Source organism: Rhizobium laguerreae (genome assembly GCF_019778565.1).
GTDB lineage: Bacteria > Pseudomonadota > Alphaproteobacteria > Rhizobiales > Rhizobiaceae > Rhizobium > Rhizobium laguerreae.
In genome coordinates, this window is record NZ_JAAXQT010000016.1 from 78,201 (window position 1) to 97,044 (window position 18,844).

The window sequence follows — 18,844 nt, forward strand, 5'->3', positions numbered from 1 at the left end:
TGAAATGACCCTTCTCGTCACCGGCGGAACCGGCTTCGTCATGAGCGTCCTTGCGCGGGAATGGCTCGAACGCGATGCCAAGGCGCGTGTTGTCATTCTCGATCGCGCCGGCCTTGATGCGATGGCGGAGCGCTATTTTGCGCCGGTCCGCGATCGACTGACCGTGATCATGGCCGACATTTGCGAACCTGCTCAATGGGAAGCGACACTCGACGACCACGATATCCGCTACGTGGTGCACGGCGCCACCGTCACCCCCATCTCGCGCGGCAGTGCCGCCGAGGCAAAGCGCCAACCCGAAGCCGAAGATCCCGCCAGGATCGTCGATGTCAATTTCATGGGCACCGTGCACATTCTCGAATGGCTGAGAAAGCGTCCGGGCTTTCAACGCCTCGTCTTCGTCAGTTCGGGCTCGGTCTACCGTCATCACGGGCCGGACTGGACGGGCGAACCGCTTCCCGAAGACGGCTATGTTGCACCGCTGACACTCTATGGCATCTCCAAATTTGCAGCAGAGATGGTCGTCAACCGCTACGCAGATCTTTTCGGCCTGTCGGCAGCCTCCGTCCGGCTTGCATCGGTTTATGGGCCGATGGATCGGGTCACCGGCAGCCGCAATTTCCGGCATGTTCCAAACCGCGTCGCCCATATGGCGCTTGCAGGGGAGACGGTGCGCCCGAATAGCCTGGAACCTGTCGGCGACTATGTCACTTCCACGGATGTGGCCGACGCAATCATCGCGCTGCTTCTCGCAGAGCGCCTCCGTTACCGGCACTACAATATCGGCAGTGGCGAGACTTCGACCATCGGCGACATCATCGGCTGGGCGAAGGAGCGCGCGCCGTCCCTGCAGGTCGAGGTGAGCCCCGCGGATACCGCCAACGTCATCCAGGACGTTTCACTGAAGGACGGCATGTGGGGAGCCTACGACATCGCCCGGATCACGCGCGACACGGGCTGGCAGCCACGCAGCGCCAGGCAGTCGTTCCACGACTACATGGACTGGATCGTCGAGAACGAAAATCAGAGCGAGGGAAAGTGATGAGCGCTGCTGCAAAAGACCAATTGCGCGATTTTGTCGGCTATGGCCCGAACCCACCGGTCATCTCCTGGCCAGGTGGCGTCAAGCTGGCGATCAACCTCGTGCTGAACTACGAGGAGGGGGCCGAATATTCCTGGCTTGAAGACGGACGAAACGACAACTGGGGCGAGTACAACATTCCAAGCAGCCCGCCGCTGCGCGACCTCGGCACCGAGACCCATTTCGAATATGGCAGTCGCGCCGGCGTCTGGCGCCTGGCGCGCCTGTTCGACCGCTACGATATTCCGGTAACGATCTCGGCCTGTGCCGTTGCGCTGGAGAGGAACCCGGCTGTCGTCGAGTGGATGAATGCCCGCGGCCACGATCTGCTCGGCCACGGGCTGCGCTGGAGCGAATATTCCGGCATGCCGCGCGATGAGGAGGAGCGGCAGCTTCACGAAGCACTCGCCCTTTATGAGAAATTGACCGGCATAAGGCCGCTGGGTTGGAATTGTCGATCCTTTCCAAGCGTCAACACCCGTGACCTGATCGTCAGGGAAGGCGGCTTCCTCTACTATTCGGACCCCTGCAACGACGATCTTCCGTATTTCCTCGATCACGAGGGTACGAAGCTTCTCGTCGTGCCCTATTCGAAGACGCTGAACGACAGCCGCTATCTGATCGCGCCCGGCTACAGCAATCCGCGCGATTTTGCCGAGGATTGCCGATCGGCTATCGACTACATGATTGGCGAAGCAGACGAAACCGGCGGGCGTATGCTGACGATTGGCGTGCACGCCCGCTGGACGGGCCAGCCCAATCGCGCCTGGGGGCTGCGTGACGTGATCGAGCACGTCAAGAAAACGCCAGGTGCGGCCTTCATGCGGCGCGAAGATATAGCCCGTTACTGGATCGATCATCATGGCTGACGGCACGCATGCACTGCCGGATGGCCATTTGCCCGCCGAGGCGAAAACGATGAGCGGCGCAGAATATGTTGCTGGGGTCCTGAAGGAGGAAGGCGTCAAGCAGATCATTGGCTTTCCAGCAAGCGAGCTTTTCGATGCCTCAGCGGCGCTCGACATTCCGCCGCTGATCGCACGGACGCAACGCGTCGCCGTCAATATCGCAGAGGGCTACGCCCGGGCGACGGCCGGCAGGGAGCTTGCCGTTGTCACTGTGCAATATGGCCCAGGAGCCGAAAGTGCATTTGCCGGCATTGCCCAGGCTTTCAACGACCGCGTACCGATGCTGTTCCTGCCGACCGGCTACCCGCGCGGATCAGAAGCCGTCGCCCCGAATTTCGAATCTCGCCGCAACTTTCGGCACATTACCAAATGGTGTGAGGCGGCAATGCAGGTCGATGATCTGCCCAAGCTCATGCATGCGGCGATATCGCGTGTCAGGAATGGGCCGCCGGCGCCGGTCCTGCTCGAATTGCCTGTCGATCTGCTGGCCGAGAGGCTTGATGCTCTGCCGGCGGATCATCGCCGACCGCGCCGCAGCGTACCGCAGGCCGGTGATCGTGAGGTGGTCGATCTGGCCGAAAGCCTGCTGGCCGCCAAAAATCCAGTCATTCTCGCGGGGCAGGGAGTGCTGTCAGCCTCGGCGACGCCGGAACTGATCGAGCTTGCCGAACTCTTGAACATTCCCGTCATGACGACACCGAACGGCAAGAGCGCTTTTCCGGAAGACCATCCGCTTGCTCTCGGAACAGCCGGGCGTGCCCGACCCGCGACCGTCGACCATTTTCTAGCAAAGGCCGACGTGGTGTTCGCGCTCGGCAGCAGCCTGACGCGCTCTTACTACATCCTGCCGGTTCCCGAAGATAAAACCATCCTCCATGTCACGCTCGACGATGCGGATCTCGGCAAGGACTATGCGATTGCCCAGGGTGTGGTCGCAGACGCCGCCTCGGTCCTGAAACAGATGATCGCACTCATCCGTCGCGATCACCTGCCTCTCGGCGAACGTCAGCAGCCGGCGGCGGAGATCGCTGCCGTTCGCGCGGCTTTCATGGAAAAATGGATGCCGCTCCTGACATCGGACAGCACGCCGATCTCACCTTACCGTGTCGTCTGGGAGATCATGCAGGCGATCGATCCGAAGACCTCGATCGTGACGCACGACGCCGGCAATCCGCGCGACCAGTTCTGCCCATTTTATGTGGCAAGCACACCCGGCAGCTACATCGGTTGGGGCAAGACCACTCAGCTCGGAAGCGGCCTAGGCTTTGCGATGGGAGCCAGGCTTGCTCGCCCCGATGCGACCGTCGTCAATCTGATGGGAGAGTCCGCATTCGGAATGGTCGGCATCGACTTCGAAACCGCTGTCCGCTGCAATCTGCCTGTCTTGACCATCGTGCTGCGCAACAACGTGCTCGGCGGCTACGCGAAGAGCATGCCGATCGCCACCACGAAATACGGCGCGAACCGGGTGACAGGCAGTTACGCGCCGATCGCGGAAGCTCTCGGTGGTTACGCGGAATGCGTCGCGGACCCGGAAATGCTGCGCCCCGCGTTGCTACGTGCCCTCGACAAGGTCAAGGCCGGGCAGGCGGCCCTTGTCGAGGTCGTCACGCACGAAGAGCCGCGGCTCGCGGGTCTATGGTAGGGGAGGCGGAGGCGACTATGTTCGACACGCTGATCACCGGCGGCATGGTCGTCAACGCAAGCGGTCAACTTCCTGCGGATATCGGCATTCTCGACGGACGCGTCGCGGCCCTCCTTGCGCCTGGCGAGCCCGCCATGGCACGCGGCTTCATCAATGCGAGCGGCAAAAAGGTGCTGCCCGGCCTGGTCGATGCGCATGTTCATCTGCGCGAACCGGGAATGACGCAGAAGGAGGATTTCGAAAGCGGCACACACGCAGCGGCGCTCGGCGGCGTGACGACCATCCTCGACATGCCGACGGACGATCCCTGGACGGCCACTGCACAGCAATTGTCGGATAAGATGGCAAGCGCGGCGGGGGGTATTCATGTCGATGTCGGCTTTCAGGCCGTGGTTTCGAAGAGTTATGACGGCCTGGAGGACCTGCTTGCTTTGTCGCCGGTCTCTCTTGAACTGTTCACGGCCGACGTACCCGTCGACTATCGGTTCGATAGTCTGGATGCTGTCACTGAGATGCTGCGCCGGCTGGCGGGTACCGGCGCGGTGATAGGCGTTTCCCCCGGCGACCAGTCGATCCTCGAGGGAGCCGGCTTGCGTGAGCGAGGTGTTGGCATTCCGGCATTTCTGGCCAGCAGACCGCCGCTCGCCGAGGCCGGCGGTATCGCACGCGCCGTACTGGCGGCGGCTGAGACCGGAGCGCGCGTGCATGTGCGTCAAATCAATTCGAGGCTCGGCGTCGAGACCTGGCGCCGTCTTCAGAGCATGGCTGATGTCACCGTCGAAACGACACCGCAGAACCTGTCCTTCACATCCGACGACTACGAGACGGAAGGTGCCCGGCTGAAGGGATCGCCTCCGTTTCGCGGCGGCGACGATGTCGCGGCCTTGCGCCGAGCGGTCTCTGAGGGCCTGATCACAATCATGGCGACGGATCATGCGCCGCACAGCCCGGCTGAAAAGTCGGCAGTCTATGGATCTTTCGCAGATATTCCCGGCGGGATGCCGGGTCTTCAGACATTGCTCTCGGTGATGCTGGACCTTGTGGCGGAGAAGGTAATAGGGCTTACGGATCTCGTGCGGATCTGCGCCTACAATCCCGCCCGTCGCTTCGGACTTGGACGTTCAAAAGGGTCGATTACCGTCGGCAGCGATGCCGACATTCTAATTGTCGATATGGACCGATCGGCTGTTATCACCAATACCGAGCAGGCCTCCCGTGCCGCCTATTCACCATTTCACGGCAGGCGCACGGCCGGCCGGTTGACCGACGTCTTCCTGCGCGGCGCACGCATCGTCAAAGACGGAACGCTTATTAATCCCCGTCGCGGCCAAGTCGTCCGCAGGACTGCATAAAGGAATGCCGATGCCTTTGCTCGACAGGAAAATTGCCATTGTCACCGGCGCGAGCTCCGGCCTCGGCCGCGCGATCGCGCTTCGCTACGCCGAAGAGGGCGCGGTCGTCGTGATCGCCGACGTCTTGGAGGCTCCGATCGAAGGGGGCGAAACGACCCTTTCCTGCATCGTTGCGGCAGGCGGAGAGGGCATGTTCGTAAGGACCGACATCTCCAACTGGGCTGACGTCGATGCGCTGGTCTCACAAACGGTGAAAGAGTTCGGTCGGCTCGACATCATGGTCAACAATGCAGCGATCTACACCTCGACCAATCTCCTTGAAACCTCGCCTGAACAATGGGATAGGGTGATCGCCGTCAATGTCACCGGGTTCTTTTATTGCTGCAAGCGAGCCGCGCAGCAATTTCTGGCGCAGGAGCCGACGGGTGAAACGCGTGGCCGCATCATCAACATTTCATCGCAGCACGGCATGGTCGCCTGCCCTGGTGATTTCCCATACGGCGTCAGCAAGGGTGCAGTCGTGCAGATGACCCGGCAAATTGCCGTCGACCATGCTGCGGCAGGCATCGTTTGCAATGCGATCGCCCCCGGCAAGATCGTCACCGGCAAACCGGGTGTCGCCAACGATCCCGACGCTCTCGATTATTCGCGCCGTCGCACCCCTTGGCCGCGGCTCGGCGAGCCACACGATGTCGCGAGTGCCGCGCTTTTCCTCGCCAGCGACATGGCGAGCTACATGACCGGCGTTAACCTGATGGTCGATGGCGGCTGGATGGCGGGCTGATGATCACAGCGTATGAAGATCGCCAATAACGGAAGGAAAACGGACCATGGATCTCGGATTGAAAGGCAAGACTGCCCTGGTATTGGGCGCCGGCGGCGGGCTTGGCGGGGCAATTGCTAAAACGCTCGCCGTCGAAGGCGCGCGGATCGCGGTCGCAGATATCAACAAGGAAGCAGCGGAAAAGACGGTTACCGATATCCGCACGGCTGGCGGCTCAGCGATGGCGCTTCAATGGGACCTTGCCGAACTCGGCGTGATCGAGCCCAATCTCGCCGCCATCGACAAGCAGCTCGGTTCGGTAGACGTTCTTGTCAATATCACCGGCGGCCCACCGCCCACGCCGGTGTCCGGTCAGAACGCCGAGAGCTGGCGCAAATATTTTGACAGCATGGTGCTGTCAGTCATAGCAATCTCCGATGCCGTGCTTCCCAGGATGCGTGAAAAGAAGTGGGGACGCATCATCACCTCGACATCGTCGGGGGTTGTGGCGCCCATCCCTAACCTCGGACTTTCGAATTCGCTGCGCATGTCGCTTCTCGGCTGGTCGAAAACCTTGGCGGGTGAGGTCGGTCGTGATGGCGTGACCGTCAATATCGTCTTGCCAGGTCGTGTCGCCACGCAGCGTATCGCTTTCCTAGACGAACAGAAGGCGAAGCGCGAAGGGAAGGCCGTCGAAGCGATTTCAGCGGCAAGCACTGCATCGATTCCCGTCGGGCGCTATGGCGAACCGCAGGAATATGCCGACGTTGTCGCGTTCATGGCAAGCAGCCGCGCCTCCTATCTGACCGGATCGGTGATCCGAGTGGACGGGGGTCTAATCTCGAGCGTGTGATCGCGCCCTGCCTTCAATTTCTCTCGGAAAGCAGGGCCTTTGACTGAAATTTCGACTGCCTTGACTGCGAGAAGAAGCCATCGGTTGGCCAGCGATGTTTGCTATGGCTTTAACTCGCACTCATGGGCGGAGCCATCGAATTTCCAATGGACAGGCACCATCGAATGCGGGTTAGGGCAGAGTATGTCCCGCAGCTCGGAAGAGACGATACCATTCCTCGCGGGACATCGAGATAGAAGAGCCGGCCGCGGCTTCGACGACACGTTCCGGCTTCGTAGTGCCGAGCACGACTTGGATTTTTGCCGGATGACGGGTGATCCACGCAACCGCGATACCCGTCGGCGTTACGCCGTAAGCCTTGGCGAGTTCGTCGATTACGCCGTTCAGATCGGCGAAATTCTCGTTATCGCCGAGGAAGACTCCATTGAAGAAGCCCTTCTGGAAAGGCGACCAGGCCTGTAGCATTATCCCGTTGATACGAGAATAATCGAGGAGACCGTTGTCGCGGTCGACCGATTGGTCGAGCCCGGCCATATTGGCTGCAACGCCCGATGCAATCAGCGGCGCATGCGTGATGCTAAGCTGTACCTGATTGACGATGAGCGGTTGCTTGACCGCGGTTTTCAGCAGATCGACCTGGCCAGGTGTATGGTTTGAAACGCCGAAATGGCGGACCTTTCCGGCAGATTTAAGTTTGTCGAAGGCCGCAGCAACCTCTTCGGGTTCGACAAGCGTATCAGGACGATGCAGCAGAAGCACGTCCAGATAGTCGGTCTTCAGCGCTGCGAGCGACTGATCCACCGAGGCCAGAATATGCTCGGTGGAGAAATCGAAAAATCCCTTGCGGATTCCGACCTTGCTCTGAATGACAAGCTTCTCACGTTCGGCGGCTGTGAGGGAGATCGCGTCGCCGAAACGAGCCTCGCAGCGATGCGGCGCACCGCCATAAACGTCCGCATAGTCGATATAAGTCACACCGGCATCGCGTGCGCTGCCAACCAATCGCTGGATTTCGCCATTGCTCATATTGGCGATCCGCATCATTCCGAGAATGATACTCGACACTTTGAGGTCGGTCTGTGGAAGCGTGTATGTTTTCATTTCAGTAAAACCTCATGCAGGTTGCAAACTGGCTGACTTCACTTCTGGTAACAAATTTGATTGGCCGCATGCTCGCCGGGCGAGAAGCCGCTCCTGCGATTGCCTATTGTCGCGAACGATGCGCCGCGCGAGCTATGACCTCATCATCGGCGCGATTTGCTCTGATCACTTTCAAGCAAGCGTGTTTCTGACGCTAAACGATGGTCTCGGCCGTCTTTCTTAAAAGCCCGTCGCGTGCCTGCGTGACGCGATCATAGCGTCGCCTGCAGCCTTCGGGTCCTTGCGCTCGAGTGCAAGCACCGTCTTCGACAATCTCGACGTCCGGCGTGTAGCCGCAAGCTCCGGCTCCGACAGATCGGACAACCCGTGTGCCGTACGAGCCCAGGCCAGCCCGTCGTCCGCACGGATTTAACGCAATTCGCTTCCGCCCTCGAAAAAGCTTTCGCCGGCGGCGAGATCGACTTTGCGTCGCGTTTGGCCGAAGCGAAGGATCGAACTGACATTGCGCGAAGCCGTGAGCCTGATCGTCAGCGGTTTGCCATCCTCCCAGTCAAGGTCGAGCAGCATGCCGCCGCGCAGCCGCAAGCCACGGATACTGCCGGCCGGCCATGCCGTCGGCAACGCGGGGAGTAAATGGATTTCCCCCGAGCGCGACTGCACGAGCATCTCCACGATGCCTGCCGCACCGCCGAAATTTCCGTCGATCTGAAAGGGCGGATGAGCGTCGAAGAGGTTTTTATAGCTTCGTTCCGGCGTGAGAAGCAGTTTCAGTACGTTGTGGGCATGGTTGCCATCACGCAGCCGCGCCCAAAGGTTGATGCGCCAGCCAATGCCCCACCCCGTCGCGTCGTCCCCGCGGATCTCCAGTGAACGGCGGGCTGCGGCGGCGAGGTCCGGGGTTCTGTCCATGTCGATCTGCCAGCTCGGATAGAGGCCGTAGAGATGCGAGACATGGCGATGATGCATCTCCGGCGCCTGCATGTCCCAGTCTTCGAGCCATTCCTGCAACTGTCCGTTCGCGCCGATCCTGTCGGGCGCAAGGCGCGGCAGCACACGATCGATGTCGGCGACGAGATCGGTCTCTCCACCGATCGAGACTGCGAGAGGGCGCAGGAGACCCAAAAAATCACGGACGAGTTGGCTATCCATCGCCGGACCGGCGCAAATCGAAGCTCCGTACGGGTGTGCGTTTTCGGGTGAAAGCGAGGGGCTCGTCACCAGATAATTCGTGCCTGGGAACGGGACGAGCACGTCGAAGAGGAAGTGCGCCGCCTCCCGGGCGATCGGAAACAGTCGACGTCGCATCGCTTCGGCGTCATCAAGGTAGTCGCAAGCGTCCAGCAGCTGGGCCATCAACCAGATACCGCCCGTTGGCCAGAGGCCCCATTTGGCGCCGTCGATCGGTCCCGTTGCGCGCCAGAGGTCGGTATTGTGATGCATGACCCAGCCGCGGGCCCGATAGTGTACATGTGCCACCGCCTTGCCGGTCTCGGCAAGCTCTTCGGCCATTTCGACGAGCGGCTCGAGGCACTCGGGCAGATTGGCCGGTGCCGGCAGCCAATAGTTCATCTGGAGATTAATGTTGGCTGTGTATTTGCTGCCCCAGGGCGGATCGGTTTCCGCATTCCAGATGCCCTGCAGATTGGCCGGTTGTGTCCCGGGACGCGAGGAGGCAATCATCAGATAGCGGCCGAACTGCACATAAAGCGCCGCCAGCGCCGGATCATCGCCATCAGCGAATCCAGCGATACGTTGGTCGGTTGGAAGCGACGCTGCAGGCGTCGATCCGAGATTGATGGCGAATACGCCAAACAGCCGCCGATGCTCCTCGATATGGTCGTCGCGCAACGATTCGAAGTCGCGCGAAGCGGCTCTTTCGAGCCTATCGACGATATCGCGCTCGGGATGTCCCGTGACGTCGTCGTAGCGCTTGAAGCTGGTCGCCGCATCGAGAAAGACCAGAACCTCGTCAGCGCCTTCCACCGACAGGCCTCCGCCCGAAGCGTTCACCGTTCCACCGCTGTTGATAAGCCGGATGCCGAAGGCGAACCGGAGAGCGGCGGCAATGCCGGATTCTGCTTTGCCCTTCCCCGAAAAGCTCAGCTGGGATCGCTCGCCTATGCGGATCTCTCCCTGCTGCGGACTGTCGATGGAGATCCGGCAGTTGATCGCGCGTTTCCGGTCGGCCGAGAGGCGTAGGACCAGCACACCATCGACCGGCGACACGAAGGCTTCGCGCAGGTAGGCGATGCCGTCGGCAGTGTAGGACGAGGTAGCGATGGCGGTATCGAGATCGAGCGCACGCCGATACCCCGAGACGCTCTCGCGGTGATCGAATTCCAGGTGGAGATCGCCGATCGGCTGGTAGGACATCTGCTTGATCGGCCGTGCCATCAGATGTTTCTCGGCCAGCGTCTCGGCGTCCGCATAGCGGCCGTCGAAAATCAGCTGCCGCACGGTTTCCAGATGATCAAAAGCGTCTGGATTGACGGGCTGATAGGGGCCGCCGGCCCAGAAGGTGGATTCGTTGATCTGCAGGTGTTCGCGCAGGGGATCGCCGAAGACCATGGCGCCGAGCCGGCCGTTGCCGAGCGGCAGCGCGTCGGTCCACAGCTGTGCGGGCGTATCGTACCAGAGAAGATGAGCGGTCATGGCTACGCCGCCGGAAGGGTGTTTTCCGGGCGCGAACCGCGGATGCGCTCGCCGTCCCCACCGAAGAGCAAGGCCCTTCGTGCGGGGAAGCCGGCAGTGACGATTTCCCCCGGACGGCGGATGGTCTCGGAGCGGTCCTCTATGATCACGGCCTGCCCGGAATTCAGCGTGCCATAGATGAAACGGGTGCCGCCGAGATTTTCCACCACATCGACCTTGAGCTCGATCGCACCGCCGGTCTCGTCGCGTCCGGTAAAGTGCTCGGGCCGAATGCCTGCCTTGATCGGAATGTCGCCTGCGCCGTGCAAGAGAGCGGTCCTGAAGACAGCGCCGCAATCGAGCCTAACCACGCCGTTGGGCTCGAGCGTGCCATCCAGGAAATTCATGCGCGGCGAGCCGATGAAACCGGCGACGAAGAGGTTGTCGGGGTCGGCATAAAGCGTATCGGGCGTACCTGTCTGCTCGATCTTGCCGGCGCGCATGACGACGATCTTGTCGGCGAGTGTCATCGCCTCGGTCTGGTCATGGGTGACGTAGATCATCGTGGCGCCGATGCGCCGATGCAGCCTGGCGATCTCGACACGCATGGAGACGCGGAGCTCTGCATCCAGGTTCGACAGCGGTTCGTCGAACAGAAAGACAGCCGGATTGCGCACGATCGCCCGGCCAATGGCGACGCGCTGGCGCTGGCCGCCCGAGAGCTGAGCAGGCTTGCGCTTGAGCAGCGGTTCGATTTGCAAGGTTTCGGCCGCAGCGGCGACGCTCCTGTCGATATCGGCCTTGCTCATGCCGGCCATGCGCAGCGAGAAGCCGATATTCTGCTCGACCGTCATATGCGGATAGAGGGCATAGTTCTGGAAGACCATGGCGACGCCGCGCTCGATCGGATCGGCCTCGTTCATGCGCCGCCCATCAATCTTGAGATCGCCAGCGGTGATCTTTTCAAGGCCGGCGATCATACGCAGCAGTGTCGATTTCCCGCAGCCGGAAGGGCCGACAAAGACAGTGAAGGAGCCGTCATCAACGCTTAGATTGAGCCCTTCGATTGCTTCGAAACTGCCATAGGACTTGTCGATATCGTGTAATTCTACGCTGGCCAAAGCTTCCTCCCTTTAACCGCTTGGCGGGCAGAACGCGTCAGGTGATCCGTCGCGTTGAGCCCCGCAAAATGATGTCGCATTCAAGAACGACGCTGCGGGTCGCCCCTCCTGATGGTTCCGTCAGGCGTTCCACGAGAATGTCGGTGATGGTCTCGGCAATGCTGGCGACTGGCTGGGCGACCGCCGTAATGCCGGCCTCATAGAGGCGGAAGATCGCCACGTCGTCGAAGCTCGCCAGCGAGATATCGTCGGGCACGTGACGGCCGTTCTCCTTCAGCCAGCTGAGCGCCCCGACCGCCATGCCGTAATTGGCGGAGAAAATAGCTGTGGGTGGGCTTTCCAGCGACATCAGTCGCTTGGTCGCCTCGTAGCCGCCATCCATGCGCCAGTTGCCGCGCACTGCCAGGGAAGCATCCACCACGATGCCCCGGTCGCGCAGCGCCTGCTCGTATCCGGCCAGGCGTTCGATTCCCGACGAATTGCGCGGGTCACCCGTCAGCATGCCGATGCGCGTATGGCCGAGATCGATCAAATGGCTGATTAGGCGGTAGCTCGCGCGGTGATTTTCGACCATCACCCGGTCCGCCGCGAGCCCACGCACGTCGTTATTGTAGAAGATGATCGGAATGTCGTGATGGATCAGGTCGTCGACGCGATCATAGACCTCAGCCGTGCCGTCCATGACCAGTGCATCGACGCGTTGCGCGGCAAAGAAATCGAGAGCCTCGGCGACCACGCGCGGATCGCCGCCATGACAGTAGGTCAAGAGCGCTCGTCCGGTCTGCCGCACGGAATTGGCCAGATGTTCCAACATCCGGGCATGGAATTCGTCGAAGGTCGGCACCAGGAAGCCGATCATATGGGTAAGGTCGGTACGGATCGAGGCCGCTGCGGCATTGCGCCGGTAGCCCAGATCCTGGATTGCGCGCTCGATCTGTTCGCGGTTCGACCGGCGGATCGTCTCGCCGTTGAGATAGCGCGACACGGTGCCGACAGCGACGTCCGCCACCCTGGCAACGTCGATAATCGTGGCTCCGCGTCTCTTTCCGGCCGTCCGGTCCGTCTGTCGCATGTCGAGCGGGCTCCTGCACTCATTGAGGGGAAATAGCGCCGGGGGAAGCGCTTTTCCGTCGTATAGCCCAGCGCTCTGCCGCCCACCAGCGTTGCGGGCGGCAAGAGCAATGTCCGACGGTTCCCCTACCTCAACCTGCATCAGACGCCTTCGAACACCACGGCGCTGTGGATATGCAGTCGCGGCACTGTGATGCTAATGGCGCCGTCTGCGCCGGCTTCCCAGGCCAGATCCTCTCCGGTCATGGCATCGAAAACGCGCCTCGGTTTTGCCGGCAACCGCACGCTGGCGTTTACCGGGCCGATCGCCGGGATGTCCTCGATCATTTCCATCACCCGTGTCGAGCCGTCATCGCCACGAACGTCCTTGCCGCGGATCTGCGGCGGTCCGTAGAGAAGATGCAGGATGTGGCGATTGTGCCCAATCTGCCGGGTCAGCGTTGCCCGGCCGGATGAGGGAAGATCGGTAACCATCGCCGGATCGGGAACGAGACGGTCGAGAAGCCCTCGAACAACATATTTGTAAAGCGGCTGGCCAATGGCCCGGTAAAGCCGAAAGATCGGGTAGGCAATATAGGCGATGCCCCCATGCTCGGTCACGGCAGCGCCAAGCATATCAGCGGCTGTATCGTCCGGAGCATGCTGGTGCGAGCAGAAATGTTTGTAAGACCGGTTGAAGTAGGAGGGGTAAATACCGGCCAGCACCGTTGCGCCGACCGCGCGGACGGTTTCGGCTTCATCGTAGAAAACGAAGGCCGTTTTCGGCATGGACGGATCAAGGTCCTTGCCTGCCTTCACATAGCTCGGTCTGGACGCGATCGGCGTTGCCTGCCGCTCAATGCCGAAATCGACAGCAAATGCACCATCTTCGCCGATGCCCGAATGCCAGGAGGCGATGATCTTGCCGCCACCGGCGAGATAGGCTTTCAGCCGCGCCGCAAGGGCAGCATCGACCGGGATTTCATCCGGCAGGATCAGCAGTCGGTACTCCTCGAAACGAGCGGAACTGTCGAGCACGTCGAAGGGCCGCTTCAGCTCCTGCAGCATCTGTGCCGCGCCATCGTCGCTCGGGTGATTGCGCGCGCCCTTGGGGTTCATGTGCTCGGCGGACAATATAGCGATCTCGGAGACCTGCTTCGCGCCATCCAGAAACGGCTCCAGCTTTTCAACGCGTCGATAAGCCGGCGCGATCGAAGCGTAAGTATCCGGGTTGATGGCGCCGTTCGGATGCAACTGGTCGCCGACCAGGCACTTCGATCCGAGCGCGATCATTTGCGCACATTCATATTCCAACGCATCAGGGTGCTTGAAACCGCCGAACTCGCCCCACGAGGTGTGGAACTTGCCTGTATGAGCCAGGAAATCCATGCCGAGCGTTGCCGCGTAGCGCGCGCTGGACGGAAAGTGATCGTAACCCCAACCGCCGGTGGGCAGGCTTTCGAGCTCGAGATGAGAATAGGTGGAAAAGCGCTTCGGGCCCTGCTTGTGGATATGTCCGCAATTGTAGAAGACGCGGAGATTAGGGAACTCCTTGAACAGCGCCTCGCTCGTTTCACGCCGGAACTGTTCGTTGACGGCCTCGTCGTTCTTCAGCCGGTCCGCCGAATTTTCTGGATCGAGGCCCTCGCACTGCATGCGCTCGATGCAAGCCGGGCATACACAATCCGGCGTGAGGATGATATCGAAGAACAGACCCTGCGTGGGATAGCTTTGCGCGACTTCGCGCGCCTGGTCGAGAATGTATTTCCGTAGGCCGGCATGGTTGAGGCAGAGCGTATGCCACGCCGGGCTAAGCTGCTTGCCCGCCGAAGGGTCGTCCGGACGGTCGTGATGGTATTGGTTCGACGCGGTCATGGCGCGCCATTCGGGATGTTCGCGCGCCGTCAGCTCGTCCCACTGTACCGATATATAAATCGGGCTTTCGATATCGGCCGCCGACAGCGCCTTCACCATGTCGCCGAGGAGGTCCGGGCGGGCCAGCCGCGGATGCGGCTTGCCGACCTTGGTCGGATAGTAGGACCAGCCGTGATGGCACTTGGCGAAGATCGTGATCGAGTCGACATGCGCCGCCTTCAGCGTTGAAACGAAAATATCCGGATCGAAGTCGACGCCGATGCCGGGAATATGTTCCGACGTATGGAAGTCGAGATGGATCTGGCGGTAGCGCAACGGCTTGTTTGTGGTGTTCGGCATGGTCCTATTCCTTTGCGCCGGTGCGGGTTTGAGAGCCGGCGGCGAACTGACGTTGGAAGACAAGAAAGACGACGAGGGGAACGATTGTCGTGATGATCGCCGCCACCGAGCGCAGGTCCCAATTGATCTCGTAGCTGCCGGAGATGCGGGCGAGCAGCACGGGCAGGGGTACGTCGTTGCGCAGGAAAAGCATCGGCAGTAGCAAGGCGTTCCAGGTCCAGAGGAACTGCAGGATGCCGACGGCGAAGATCGGCGACAGGCTGTTCGGCAGTACCACGTGACGGAAAGTCGCAATCGGTCCGCAGCCGTCAATCTTGGCTGCTTCCACGAGTTCGCGCGGGAAATCCTCGAAGAAATTTTTGACGAGGAAGATCGACCACGCGAAGGACATCCCGACATAGGGAATGAGAACGGAGAGAACGTTGTCGATCAGCCCGAGATCGCGCCACAGCGTGAAGAGCGGAATGATGACAACCTGCTGCGGCAACACGAATGCGTTGATGATGATGATCAGCAAGATGCGGCGGAACGGGAAAATGAGGAAATGAAAGGCGTAGGCCGCTGCCGGCGTCAAAAGCATCGTCAGCGCCGTCGCAATCCCCGCCGTTTTCATGGTCACCCACATGGATTGGGAGAGCGGATATTTGTCCCACACTCGCTGCCACGCATCGAAGGTCAGATCGAAGCGCTCGAAGTGCCACCAGCCAAGCGAAACGCCCTCGGGAGGACGCAGGGAAGTGACAACGATGCCGACGATCGGGATGACCCAGATGCAGGCGATGATGCCGACGAAGATGACAATCCAGCGGGGAGCCTTGCCGATCACTTCGCACCTGCCGTTCGCTGGATGATGGCGGGGATCGAGACGATGAGCACGGCCAGCAGCAGGATGACGGTCGCTGCGGCGCCATAGCCCAGTTTGAACTGGGTCATGGATTCCCGGTACATGAAGTAGCCGACCGTCTCGGTTGAGCGCACCGGCCCGCCGCCCGTCAGGATGTAGATGATGTCGAAGGCGCGCAGCGCACCCAGAAGATTGATGAAGACCGCGACACGTACTCCGGGCATCGACAGCGGCATCATGATATGGCGCATGGTCGAGAGCGGCTTGGCGCCGTCCATATAGGCTGCTTCGAGCACGGATTTCGGGATTGCCTGGATGGCGGCGAAGATCAGCATTAGGGGCAAGCCTACGCCGCTCCACGATGCGGCTATGATGAGTGCCCACAGCGCCGTATTGGCATCACCGAGCCAAGCATGCGAGAAGCCGGAAAACCCGAAAAGCTGGATCAGCGAATTGAGCAGGCCGCCGGCATCGGCCCTGTAGATGCCGATCCACATGTAGCCCGAAACTGCCTCCGAAATACCGAAGGCGGCAAAGATCATCACGCGGAACGGCAGCGTCTGTCGTGGCGCGAACGCGCACGTCATTGCCAGAGCCCAGCCGATCGAGACCGAAATCACCGTCGTCCCGATCGTGAATATCAGGGTCGTTAGCAGCGTGCTGCGAAAGGCGGCGTCCGAAAACAGCCGCACATAATTGCCAAAGCCGATGAAAGAAGGTTTCCGCAGGCCCTGTATGTCCCAGAAGCTCAAGCGGATAGTCTCCACCAGCGGATAAACCACGGCGACGGCAAAGAGCACGATGACAGGTGCGATCAAGATCAATGCGGCGGGCGTGTCCCTGAGCAGACGCCGGCGGCCTTCAATGCTAACCGCCAGCGGAGAAACCTGCATCACGCCCGCCGCTTCCCGCACCGGGGAAGCGGAGGTGCCAGCCATCAGTAGGAACCCTGGGCCTTGGTTTCGATTGCCGCAAGGACGCTATCGATATTAGCATCCGAGGGATCCTGCAGAAATTTCTGCAGCTGCACGCGATATTCATCGACGAGATCGCCGGGCAGGAGATCTCCGAGCACGAATTGCAGCTTCGAGCTTGCGACCGCTGATGTCGCCACCTTCTGCGTCTCGCCATAGAGCGACGTGTCGGTATTGCTGCTTGGTGATGCATAGCCGTTCTTGGCAAGAATGTTGGCAGCCTCGGCGCTTGTCCAGAAATCGAGGAAGGCGTCTGCTGCCTTCGGATTGGGGCCGTTTGCCGTGACGAGCAGTTCCTTGGTATCGACGCTCGACGTGTCGTCATGACCCATGCCGAGGGCGGGGAACTGGAAGAGACCGTAATCCTTACCTTCGGTGAGTTTGTAATCGTTCTTGGCGCGGTTATTCATCCACATGCCGATCAGCAGGTAATTTTTGGAATTCGCCTGGAAGATTTGGTCGGCTTCCCCGTCCCAGTCGTTGGCGAGCATGCTGTTCGGCGCACCGCAGCAGCCCGCGGTCAACATTTCGGCATATTTTGTAAGCGCATTCTTCACGGCCGGATCGGTCCACGAAATTTCGTGCGCGCCCAGCTTCGAAGCCGTCTCGACGCCTGCCGTTCTCAGTAGCAGCGTTTCGAACCATTCGGCATGCGCCCAGTATTTGCCGGGAATGGCGACGGGAGCCACGAACCCAGCCTTTGTTAGCTTCGCAAAGCTGGCGACGAACTCGTCCCAGCTCCTCGGCGGCTCGGTGATGCCCGCCTTGGCAAGGTGCTCCTTCTTGTACCAGATGCCGGAGCGGTTGCCGAAGGTGTAGGTCAGGCCATAGGTCTTGCCAGCTATGGCGCCGAGATCCTTCCAGGATTGGCTGATGAGCCTGTCCCAGCCGAAGGACTTCCATTGGTCGTCGATCGGCCGCAGCATGCCGGCATCGAGCAGTTCCTTCCGGAAGGCCGGCCAGGTGTTGTAGAGAACATCGACCACTTCGCCGCCCATGAGTGCCGTGCGGATGCCACCGCGCATGTCTCCTTGGCCGGTAATGGCAACTTCCCTGATCGTCACTTTCGGATATTTCGCCGTAAAGGCATTCTGGATCTGGTGCATCATGTCGAGCTCGGAACCACCGAGCCAATTCAGCACCACAAGTTCGCCGCTCACGCTATCCTGCGCGTTGGCGCTACCCGCCAAAGCCATCAATGCGGCACTTCCCGCACCCGCAAGCAGGGTGCGGCGACGTATCTCATGCGTGAATCCACTGCTGTTGGTCATGTCACATCCTCCCAAACGTTGACTTTGCCCTTGGCACTCAATTTAATTGAAACGTTATCATCTATCTTGAAACTAGCAAGGGTTTTGTCTGATAGTGCTCAACGAGCCGAACCGTTGCGTGGCGGCGGCACTAAACAAGATAGGAGCACAAAATGACCCGGCTTAAGGACAGCGTAGCGGTCGTCACCGGTGGCGGTAGAGGAATCGGTCGGGAGATCGCGCTCCGACAGGCGCGAGAAGGCGCCAAGGTCGCAGTGCTTGCGCGAACCGCCACTGAGATCGAGGAAACAGCCTCGCTGATTGAAGATGAAGGCGGGCAAGCGATCGCTGTGACGACCGACGTTACCCAATACAGCGCCGTCGAAAACGCTTTTGCCCGGATCGCATCTGAGTTCGGTCCGGTTGATACGTTAGTCAACAATCACGGTTCTTTCCAGGCTTTTGGACCGATATGGGAGTGTGACCCTGTTGCCTGGTGGCGGGATGTGGAAATCAACTTGCAAGGGACGTTTCACACCTCCCGCACGGCTTGTTCGACAATGTTGGCGCGCGGCAGAGGCCGGATCATCAACCTGGTTGGCGGAGGGACGGGCAATAGTTTTCCACACGGTTCCGGATACGCATCGAGTAAAGCAGCGATCATGCGGCTGACCGAGTGTCTCAATGATACGACCATCGCTCATGGCATACGCGCTTTTGCCGTCGACCCCGGGCTCGTACGAACCGACATGACGGAAAAGCAGTTGTTTTCGGAGGCAGGCAAAACTTATCTGCCCGCCATCCAGCAGCTCTTCGACGACGGCATCGATATCCACCCTTCTCGAGCTGCACTTCTTATCGCGGACATCGCCGCTGGCCGGTTCGATGTGCTTGCTGGTCGCCTCTTGCGCGGCGTCGACGATCGAGATGTACTCGAAAAGGAAATGGACGCTTTGGCAGAAGCCGATGGAAGGGCATTGCGCTTCAGCGCGATAGAGCAACAGAAACTCTGAGGGCGATGAAACGGCGCTCCGAGCAGTCGCAGCGCTACCTCCGC

The 18,844-nt window shown here is 60.6% G+C and carries 15 protein-coding genes; 7 read left to right on the forward strand and 8 right to left on the reverse strand.

Annotated features, from left to right (window positions below; translation table 11 throughout):
- Positions 1–4: 4 nt before the first annotated feature.
- From HFO71_RS33475 to HFO71_RS33500, 6 genes are read left to right on the forward strand one after another with little or no spacing between them, the layout of a single operon-like run.
- The gene (locus HFO71_RS33475) at positions 5–1,042 is read left to right on the forward strand and encodes an NAD-dependent epimerase/dehydratase family protein (RefSeq protein WP_221988991.1); all 1,038 of its coding nucleotides are present in this window, start codon (positions 5–7) and stop codon (positions 1,040–1,042) included.
- Positions 1,042–1,950 (forward strand): allantoinase PuuE, encoded by a 909-nt coding sequence (locus HFO71_RS33480; protein WP_221988993.1) that lies wholly within the window; start codon positions 1,042–1,044, stop codon positions 1,948–1,950. The genes HFO71_RS33475 and HFO71_RS33480 overlap by 1 nt, the downstream gene beginning before the upstream one ends.
- A complete protein-coding gene (locus HFO71_RS33485) occupies positions 1,943–3,634 on the forward strand; it encodes a thiamine pyrophosphate-requiring protein (protein WP_221988995.1) in 1,692 nt (563 codons plus the stop codon). Before HFO71_RS33480 ends, HFO71_RS33485 begins: the two co-directional genes overlap by 8 nt.
- Before the next feature lie 17 nt (positions 3,635–3,651).
- Positions 3,652–4,986, forward strand: coding sequence for a dihydroorotase (locus tag HFO71_RS33490; RefSeq protein WP_245007067.1), 1,335 nt, complete (start codon positions 3,652–3,654; stop codon positions 4,984–4,986).
- A 10-nt stretch (positions 4,987–4,996) separates the two neighbouring features.
- Positions 4,997–5,770, forward strand: coding sequence for an SDR family NAD(P)-dependent oxidoreductase (locus HFO71_RS33495; protein WP_221988999.1), 774 nt, complete (start codon positions 4,997–4,999; stop codon positions 5,768–5,770).
- A 46-nt stretch (positions 5,771–5,816) separates the two neighbouring features.
- Positions 5,817–6,602: an SDR family oxidoreductase gene (locus HFO71_RS33500; protein WP_221989000.1), complete on the forward strand. Its 786-nt coding sequence runs from the start codon at positions 5,817–5,819 to the stop codon at positions 6,600–6,602.
- Positions 6,603–6,773: 171 nt separating this feature from the next.
- On the opposite strand, the gene HFO71_RS33505 is transcribed toward HFO71_RS33500, so the two are convergent.
- From HFO71_RS33505 to HFO71_RS33540, 8 genes are all read right to left on the reverse strand, one after another.
- A complete protein-coding gene (locus tag HFO71_RS33505; protein ID WP_221989002.1) occupies positions 6,774–7,703 on the reverse strand; it encodes an aldo/keto reductase in 930 nt (309 codons plus the stop codon).
- A gap of 408 nt (positions 7,704–8,111) precedes the next feature.
- Positions 8,112–10,355: a glycoside hydrolase family 95 protein gene (locus tag HFO71_RS33510; protein ID WP_221989004.1), complete on the reverse strand. Its 2,244-nt coding sequence runs from the start codon at positions 10,353–10,355 to the stop codon at positions 8,112–8,114.
- Positions 10,356–10,357: 2 nt separating this feature from the next.
- The gene (locus HFO71_RS33515; protein ID WP_221989006.1) at positions 10,358–11,455 is read right to left on the reverse strand and encodes an ABC transporter ATP-binding protein; all 1,098 of its coding nucleotides are present in this window, start codon (positions 11,453–11,455) and stop codon (positions 10,358–10,360) included.
- A 37-nt stretch (positions 11,456–11,492) separates the two neighbouring features.
- Positions 11,493–12,527 carry a LacI family DNA-binding transcriptional regulator gene (locus HFO71_RS33520; RefSeq protein ID WP_221989008.1) on the reverse strand — a complete coding sequence of 345 codons (1,035 nt, stop codon included), beginning with the start codon at positions 12,525–12,527 and terminating at the stop codon, positions 11,493–11,495.
- A 140-nt stretch (positions 12,528–12,667) separates the two neighbouring features.
- Positions 12,668–14,719, reverse strand: a complete 2,052-nt coding sequence (locus HFO71_RS33525) for an alpha-L-fucosidase (protein ID WP_221989010.1) — start codon at positions 14,717–14,719, stop codon at positions 12,668–12,670.
- A gap of 4 nt (positions 14,720–14,723) precedes the next feature.
- A complete protein-coding gene (locus HFO71_RS33530; RefSeq protein ID WP_221989012.1) occupies positions 14,724–15,545 on the reverse strand; it encodes a carbohydrate ABC transporter permease in 822 nt (273 codons plus the stop codon).
- Entirely contained in the window at positions 15,542–16,501 is a 960-nt protein-coding gene (locus HFO71_RS33535; protein ID WP_164068332.1) for a carbohydrate ABC transporter permease, read from the reverse strand. Before HFO71_RS33535 ends, HFO71_RS33530 begins: the two co-directional genes overlap by 4 nt.
- Positions 16,501–17,808: an ABC transporter substrate-binding protein gene (locus HFO71_RS33540; RefSeq protein WP_221989014.1), complete on the reverse strand. Its 1,308-nt coding sequence runs from the start codon at positions 17,806–17,808 to the stop codon at positions 16,501–16,503. Before HFO71_RS33540 ends, HFO71_RS33535 begins: the two co-directional genes overlap by 1 nt.
- A gap of 152 nt (positions 17,809–17,960) precedes the next feature.
- Here HFO71_RS33540 and HFO71_RS33545 point away from each other — a divergent pair, with 152 nt between their 5' ends.
- Positions 17,961–18,800, forward strand: coding sequence for an SDR family NAD(P)-dependent oxidoreductase (locus tag HFO71_RS33545; RefSeq protein WP_086935643.1), 840 nt, complete (start codon positions 17,961–17,963; stop codon positions 18,798–18,800).
- Positions 18,801–18,844 lie beyond the last annotated feature (44 nt).

Bases quoted from the DNA above. Each gene is read 5' to 3' on its own strand.
- HFO71_RS33475 (WP_221988991.1), top strand. From the start codon at position 5: ATGACCCTTCTCGTCACCGGCGGAACCGGCTTCGTCATGAGCGTCCTT.
- HFO71_RS33480 (WP_221988993.1), top strand. From the start codon at position 1,042: ATGAGCGCTGCTGCAAAAGACCAATTGCGCGATTTTGTCGGCTATGGC.
- HFO71_RS33485 (WP_221988995.1), top strand. From the start codon at position 1,943: ATGGCTGACGGCACGCATGCACTGCCGGATGGCCATTTGCCCGCCGAG.
- HFO71_RS33490 (WP_245007067.1), top strand. From the start codon at position 3,652: ATGTTCGACACGCTGATCACCGGCGGCATGGTCGTCAACGCAAGCGGT.
- HFO71_RS33495 (WP_221988999.1), top strand. From the start codon at position 4,997: ATGCCTTTGCTCGACAGGAAAATTGCCATTGTCACCGGCGCGAGCTCC.
- HFO71_RS33500 (WP_221989000.1), top strand. From the start codon at position 5,817: ATGGATCTCGGATTGAAAGGCAAGACTGCCCTGGTATTGGGCGCCGGC.
- HFO71_RS33505 (WP_221989002.1), bottom strand. From the start codon at position 7,703: ATGAAAACATACACGCTTCCACAGACCGACCTCAAAGTGTCGAGTATC.
- HFO71_RS33510 (WP_221989004.1), bottom strand. From the start codon at position 10,355: ATGACCGCTCATCTTCTCTGGTACGATACGCCCGCACAGCTGTGGACC.
- HFO71_RS33520 (WP_221989008.1), bottom strand. From the start codon at position 12,527: ATGCGACAGACGGACCGGACGGCCGGAAAGAGACGCGGAGCCACGATT.
- HFO71_RS33525 (WP_221989010.1), bottom strand. From the start codon at position 14,719: ATGCCGAACACCACAAACAAGCCGTTGCGCTACCGCCAGATCCATCTC.
- HFO71_RS33535 (WP_164068332.1), bottom strand. From the start codon at position 16,501: ATGGCTGGCACCTCCGCTTCCCCGGTGCGGGAAGCGGCGGGCGTGATG.
- HFO71_RS33540 (WP_221989014.1), bottom strand. From the start codon at position 17,808: ATGACCAACAGCAGTGGATTCACGCATGAGATACGTCGCCGCACCCTG.
- HFO71_RS33545 (WP_086935643.1), top strand. From the start codon at position 17,961: ATGACCCGGCTTAAGGACAGCGTAGCGGTCGTCACCGGTGGCGGTAGA.